The organism is Pseudomonas sp. (genome assembly GCF_041601375.1).
Taxonomy (GTDB): Bacteria; Pseudomonadota; Gammaproteobacteria; order Pseudomonadales; family Pseudomonadaceae; genus Aquipseudomonas.
Window position 1 is genome coordinate 1 of sequence record NZ_JBFIIG010000225.1, and the last position, 5,943, is coordinate 5,943.

A 5,943-nucleotide genomic window follows, 5' to 3' on the forward strand; every position below is an offset into this window, starting at 1 on the left:
TCGTCGACGGCGACCGGTGCATCGTTGACCGCGCCGACGGTGACCGTGGCGGTGGCGACGTTGGAAGTCAGCTCGCCATCGGTGACGGTGTAGGTGAAGTCGGCGGTGCCGTTGAAGTTCTCGTTCGGGGTGAAGGTGACCGTGCCATCGGCGTTGAGCACGGCGGTGCCGCCGGTGCCGCTGGTGACGCTGTTGATGGTCAGCGGCGAGCCTTCCGGATCGCTGTCGTTACCGGTCAGTTGGGCGGCGGTGAAAGTCACCGGGGTGTCTTCGGTGGCGCTGAGGCTGTCGTCGACGGCGACCGGTGCATCGTTGATTGCCGCTACGGTGCCGCTGACAGTGGCAGTACTGGTCAATACACCATCGCTGATGGTGTAGGAGAAGCTGGCTGGGCCGTTGTAGTCGGCGGTTGGGGTGAACACCAACTGACCATCGGTCAGGGTCACCAAGCCATTGTTGACGTTGACTGAGCCGCCTTCGGCAATGGCCTGGCCGTCGACTGCGGTAATGGTCAGGCTGTCGCCATCCAGGTCGGTGTCATTGCTCAGTACGTCGATGCTGATGCTGCCGTCTTCGTTTACGGTGAAGGTGTCAGCCCGCGCAACAGGAGCGGTGTTGGCGATCTCGAGAGCCTCAATAGGTTCTGGCGTCTGTTCCTCCGCAGGCGCGGGTGCAGCAAACCCCAGCCCTTCAGTCTCAAATCCAACCGTCGGATCGAGCTGCTGAGCCGTTTCATCCAGCATCACGAAGCTGTGGCCGCCACCTGGCGCGCCACCTGCGCCACCTGCAGCGCCCGGGCCTGCAGCGGTGGGTTCGAGGTCGGCTGTCGGGTCGAAGCCGGCGGCGATGGCTTGTTCCAGTTCGGAGGCGGGCGCTTGCGTTGTCTGTGCCTGCTCCGGGGCTTGGGCCACGGCGGCCTGCCAGTTGCCGTTCGCTGCAACATCGATGACGTCGCCATCGGCCAGTTCGAGGGTTGCTGCAGCGCCGGACGCGGTCACCACCTGGTCGCCCTGGAACAGACGCTCGCCTTCGAACACTTGCCGCTTGAGGCCATCGAGGGAAACAACGAATACCTGACCCACAAGACTTTTAATGACAGCGACAAAATTGCTCATGCTTAAGCTCCAGACGCTCAGGGCGTAGTGTGATCCTTGGGTTAATGCGGTCTAGGTCAAGATAGAGTAAAGATAGTTGTCATTTAATTGACGACAATAAAATATCTTTCTTCTAGGAAGCCCAGTTCTGTGCCAAACTATTGACCGCTCTTTTGAGATCATACACACTCACTATCGTTGATGTCACTTTGATATTGATGTGGTTGTTTGTCACGGCTCGGCACCCTGGAAAAAGCTCGAGGAGCGATCTCGTTGTCTGGGTCGCTGTGCAGTGATTCGTCCTCTGATCTTGTAAGCCTCCTGCTCTATCAGCCTGAAAGGAATCTAACCCCCCATGCGTTTCTTAGCCCTTCTTCCCCTCGCTCTGGCGATCTCCCTGTCGGCCAACGGCCAAACCCTTAACGAAGCCATGCAGAGTGCGCTTGAGGTGCATCCGGAAATCCAGGCGGGGATCAATGCACGCCTGTCGGTTGAGGAGCAGATGAAAGCCGCCAAGGGCGGTTATCTGCCGCAGGTCGACCTGCTTGCCGGTTATGGTCGTGAGGGCACCGATAGCCCGAGCACGCGGGGGGCTACCCACAACACCGAGACGCTGACCCGTGGCGAGTCGAGCCTGCGTTTACAGCAGATGTTGTTCGATGGTTTCGCCACCAGCAGCGAAGTCGGGCGTCAGCGGGCGACTGTAAATGCCCGTGCCTATGAACTGCTGGGCACCTCCGAACGTACCGCGCTGACCGTGGCGCAGGTCTACCTGGAGGTGCTCAAGCGTCGCGACATGGTCCGGCTGGCGGAAGATAATCTGCGCAGCCACGAGCGCATTTACGATCAGATCTCCCTGCGCAGCGAGCGCGGAGTAGGGCGCATGGCCGATCTCGATCAGGCCGAGGCACGTCTGGCGCAGGCGCGTAACAACCTGCTCACCGAGCAGACCAATCTGGCCGATGCGCAGGTCAATTATTACAGTGTGGTTGGTCGCGACCCCAGCGAGTTGAGCATGCCGCAAGGGTTGCCGGGTCGTTTGCCGGAAAACCTGCAGGCCGCCCGTGAGGAAATGCTGGCGAATAACCCCTTTCTGAGTTCGGCCGAGTCCGATGTTCAGGCCAGCGAGCAGCAGTATGAGGCGTCCAAGTCGACGTTCTACCCGCGTTTTGACGCCGAGCTGATGCAGGGTGTCGACAACAATATCGACGGTGTGCCCGGCCACAGCAATGAATGGCAGGCGATGGTGCGCATGCGCTACAACCTGTTCGCCGGCGGTAGCAACAAGGCCGACCTGCAGTCCAAGGCGCACCAGGTCAATCAGGCCATGGATATTCGCAATAACGCGTTGCGCGTCCTGACCGAAGACCTCGGCCTGGCCTGGAATGCCCTGGAGAATTCGCGTCAGCAATTGCCGATCGCCCAGCAATATGTCGACTACAGCAGCCGGGTGCGCGATTCCTACCAGCAGCAGTTCGGCCTGGGCGAGCGGACCTTGCTCGACCTGCTCGACAGCGAGAACGAACTGTTCACCGCGGCGCGTCGCCTGGAAGAAGTGCGCTTCACGGAACTGTTTACTCAATACCGGATCAAGGCGACCATGGGCTCCCTGCTGCAAAGCCAAGGTGTAGTCGCACCGATGGCCGCGGCACCGCTGGATGTGGTGAAGGCCAAGGTGACACTGCCGGGCTTGAACTGAGAGATTGTGAAAACACTCTCGCCTACTGCGACCGCCCCCGGCGTCCGCTGCTGGCGTTGCGCTATGCAAAAAACCGGGGTCGTTTAGTTCGCTAAACTCCCCCCGTTTTTCACGTAACGTGCCTTGCCGCGAACACCGGGAGATGCTCTCGCTACGGCGCTCGGTATTTTCACGGCCTCTGCGAGCGGCTTTCCTCCGTGCATGAGTGAATTTTTGTGGCAGTAGACCTCAGCCAGGCCCCGACCCGTAGCGATCCACGTGATCGCTACGATGACCCTTTGCTCGACAGCCTGCTGTCGTTGTGCGGTTTGCACCAGAAGTCGGTCAGCCGCGCCATGCTCACGGCCGGCTTGCCCCTGCCGGAACAGCGTCTGAGTGTCGAGTTGCTGCCCCGTGCGGCGGCTCGCGCCGGCTTGCAAGGGCGCTGGTTGCGCCGCGGCTTGCGACAAATCCCGGCCTTGGCCATGCCTGCTCTGCTGTTGCTGCGTGAAGGTCGCAGCGCGGTGTTGCTCGGTTGGGACGAGCAGGGCCGTGCGCGGGTCATGCCCAGCGAGAGCGAAGGGGGGGAGGTCCTCGTCAGTGCCGAGATGCTGGAGGAGGATTACAGTGGCCAGGTGTTCTTTGCCCAGCCGCTGCACAAGTTCGACTTCAATCGCGGCGAGCTGATTCCGCGGGCGACGTCCTGGTTTCGCGACACCCTCAAGCGCTCCCGTTGGCTCTATATAGACGCTATCGCGGCCAGTTTCCTGATCAGTCTGATCGGTCTGGCCACGCCGCTGTTCGTCATGAATGTCTACGATCGGGTGGTGCCCAACCAGGCGGAAGCCACGCTCTGGGTGCTGGCGATCGGTATCTGTGGTGTGTACCTGTTCGATCTGTTGCTGAAGACCTTGCGCGGTCTGTGCCTGGATCTGGCCGGCAAGAAGACCGATCTGATCATTTCGGCGACGCTGTTCGAGCGTGTGGTCGGCATGGCCATGAAGTTCCGTCCGGCACGGGTGGGCAGCTTCGCCCAGAACATCCACGAATTTCAGAGTCTGCGCGATTTTCTCGCTTCGCTGACCCTGGCCAGTGTCATCGATCTGCCGTTCACCCTGTTGATTCTGGCGGTAATCGCCATGATCGGCGGCCACCTGGTGTGGATCCCGGTATTGGCCTTTCCATTGGTCGCCCTGATCGGCTGGGCGTTGCAGCGACCCCTGGCGGAAACCATGGAACGCACCATGGCGCTGGCAGCCGAGCGGCAGTCGAGCCTGATCGAGAGCCTCGCCGGACTGGATGCGGTCAAGGTCAATAATGCCGAGAGCGAGCGCCAGTATCTGTGGGAGCAGACCATCGGCACCCTCAGTCGCCTGGAATTGCGTGCGCGCATGCTCTCCAGTCTGGCGATGAATGCGACCATGCTGCTGCAGCAACTGGCCGGCGTAATCGTCATCGTCTTCGGTGTTTACCAGATCATCGACGGCCGGCTCAGCATGGGTGGCCTGATCGCCTGCTATATGCTCAGCAGTCGTGCGCTCGGCCCGCTGACCCAGCTATCCGGCCTGCTGACCCGCTATCAGCAGGCGCGCGTCACCCTCGAGTCAGTCAACCAGATGATGACCCTGCCGCAAGAGCGTCAAGAAGAGGAACGTCCGCTCAAGCGTCAGGCCTTGCAGGGCGCCATCGAGTTCCGCCAACTGGATTTCCATTATCCGGACCAGCAGCAGGCCGCCCTGCAGAACATCAACCTGGTGGTGCGGCCCGGCGAGAAGATCGGCATCATCGGTCGTAGCGGCTCGGGCAAGAGTTCGCTGGCCAAGCTGATCGTCGGCCTGTACCAGCCGGATGCCGGCAGCCTGTTGGTCGATGGCGTCGATGTGCGCCAGCTGGATGTCAGCGATCTGCGCCACAACATCGGCTACGTGCCCCAGGATATCCAGCTGTTTTCCGGCACGCTGCGCGACAACCTGGCGGTGGGCGCACGCTACGTGGAGGATGAGCTGGTCTTGCAGGCGTCCGAGCTGGCCGGGGTGCATGAATTTGTGCGTCTGCATCCCAAGGGCTACGAACTGCAGGTCGGCGAGCGTGGGCAGAATCTTTCCGGGGGGCAGCGGCAGAACGTGGCCCTGGCCCGGGCGCTGTTGCTCGACCCGCAAATCCTGCTGTTCGACGAGCCGACCAGCGCGATGGACAACACCGGCGAAGAACGCCTCAAGCAGCGTTTGGCTGCAGTGATTGGCAGCAAGACCCTGCTGCTGGTGACCCACCGTGCCTCCATGCTCAGCCTGGTTGACCGCCTGATCATCGTCGACCGCGGGCAGATCATCGCCGACGGGCCAAAAGGTAGCGTGATGGAAGCGCTGAAGAAGGGGCAGATCAGTGTCAGCTAAACCGCCAGGGAAGAGCCTGCGTCAGGCCGTTGCCGCGTATTTCGGGAGCCATGACGGCATGGGCGACGAACCCCTGCCGGAAGTCAGCAAGGCGCTGATCGAGGATGCGCCGAGGGTCATTCGCCTGACCATCTGGGGCTTGATTGCATTCGTCGCCTTCTGTCTGCTGTGGGCGCATTTCGCCGTGGTCGACGAGGTGACCCGTGGCGATGGCAAGGCGATTCCTTCCTCGCGCCTGCAGAAAATCCAGAACCTGGAAGGCGGTATCGTTTCCGAATTGTTCGTCCGCGAGGGGCAGATCGTCGAGATTGGCGACCCGCTGCTGCGTCTGGACGACACCCGTTTTGCTTCCAACGTCGGCGAGACCGAGGCCGATCGCCTGGCCCTGCTGCTGCGGGTCGAACGCCTCAGCGCGGAAATCCAGGGGCGCGAATTGGAGGTGGCCGACGAAGTACGTGAAAAAGTACCGCGTCAGGCCGAGAACGAGGAGCAGTTGTTCAACAGTCGGCGCCAGCAGCTGCTGGACGAGGTTGCCGGGCTGGAAGAGCAACTGACCCAGCGTCGTCAGGAGCTGCGTGAGTTTGCTTCCAAGCAGAGCCAGTTTCGCAGCAGCCTGGAACTGCTGCGCCAGGAAATTCGCATGTCCGAGCCCCTGGTGGCCGAGGGGGCGATTTCTCCGGTTGAAGTGCTGCGCTTGAGGCGTGCCGAGGTGGAGAGCCGCGGCCAGTTGCAGGCCACCACCCTGGCGATGCCGCGTGCCGAGGCCGCGATCAAGGAA

General features: G+C 61.6%; 4 protein-coding genes. 3 read left to right on the top strand and 1 reads right to left on the bottom strand.

What is annotated here, in order from left to right; all coding sequences use genetic code 11:
• The coding region (locus ABZE94_RS19615) for a retention module-containing protein (RefSeq protein ID WP_372877625.1) at positions 1 to 1,115 on the bottom strand (1,115 nt) is incomplete at its 3' end.
• Positions 1,116 to 1,449: 334 nt separating this feature from the next.
• On the opposite strand from ABZE94_RS19615, the gene ABZE94_RS19620 reads away from it, so the two are divergent.
• From ABZE94_RS19620 to ABZE94_RS19630, 3 genes are all read left to right on the top strand, one after another.
• Positions 1,450 to 2,793: a TolC family outer membrane protein gene (locus tag ABZE94_RS19620; protein ID WP_372877627.1), complete on the top strand. Its 1,344-nt coding sequence runs from the start codon at positions 1,450 to 1,452 to the stop codon at positions 2,791 to 2,793.
• A 215-nt stretch (positions 2,794 to 3,008) separates the two neighbouring features.
• A complete protein-coding gene (locus ABZE94_RS19625; RefSeq protein ID WP_372877628.1) occupies positions 3,009 to 5,165 on the top strand; it encodes a type I secretion system permease/ATPase in 2,157 nt (718 codons plus the stop codon).
• A 58-nt stretch (positions 5,166 to 5,223) separates the two neighbouring features.
• On the top strand, positions 5,224 to 5,943 hold a 720-nt coding region (locus ABZE94_RS19630), incomplete at its 3' end, for a biotin/lipoyl-binding protein (protein WP_372877630.1).

What these genes read in the sequence shown, in the direction of transcription:
- ABZE94_RS19620 (WP_372877627.1), top strand. Translation starts at nt 1,450, where the DNA reads ATGCGTTTCTTAGCCCTTCTTCCCCTCGCTCTGGCGATCTCCCTGTCG.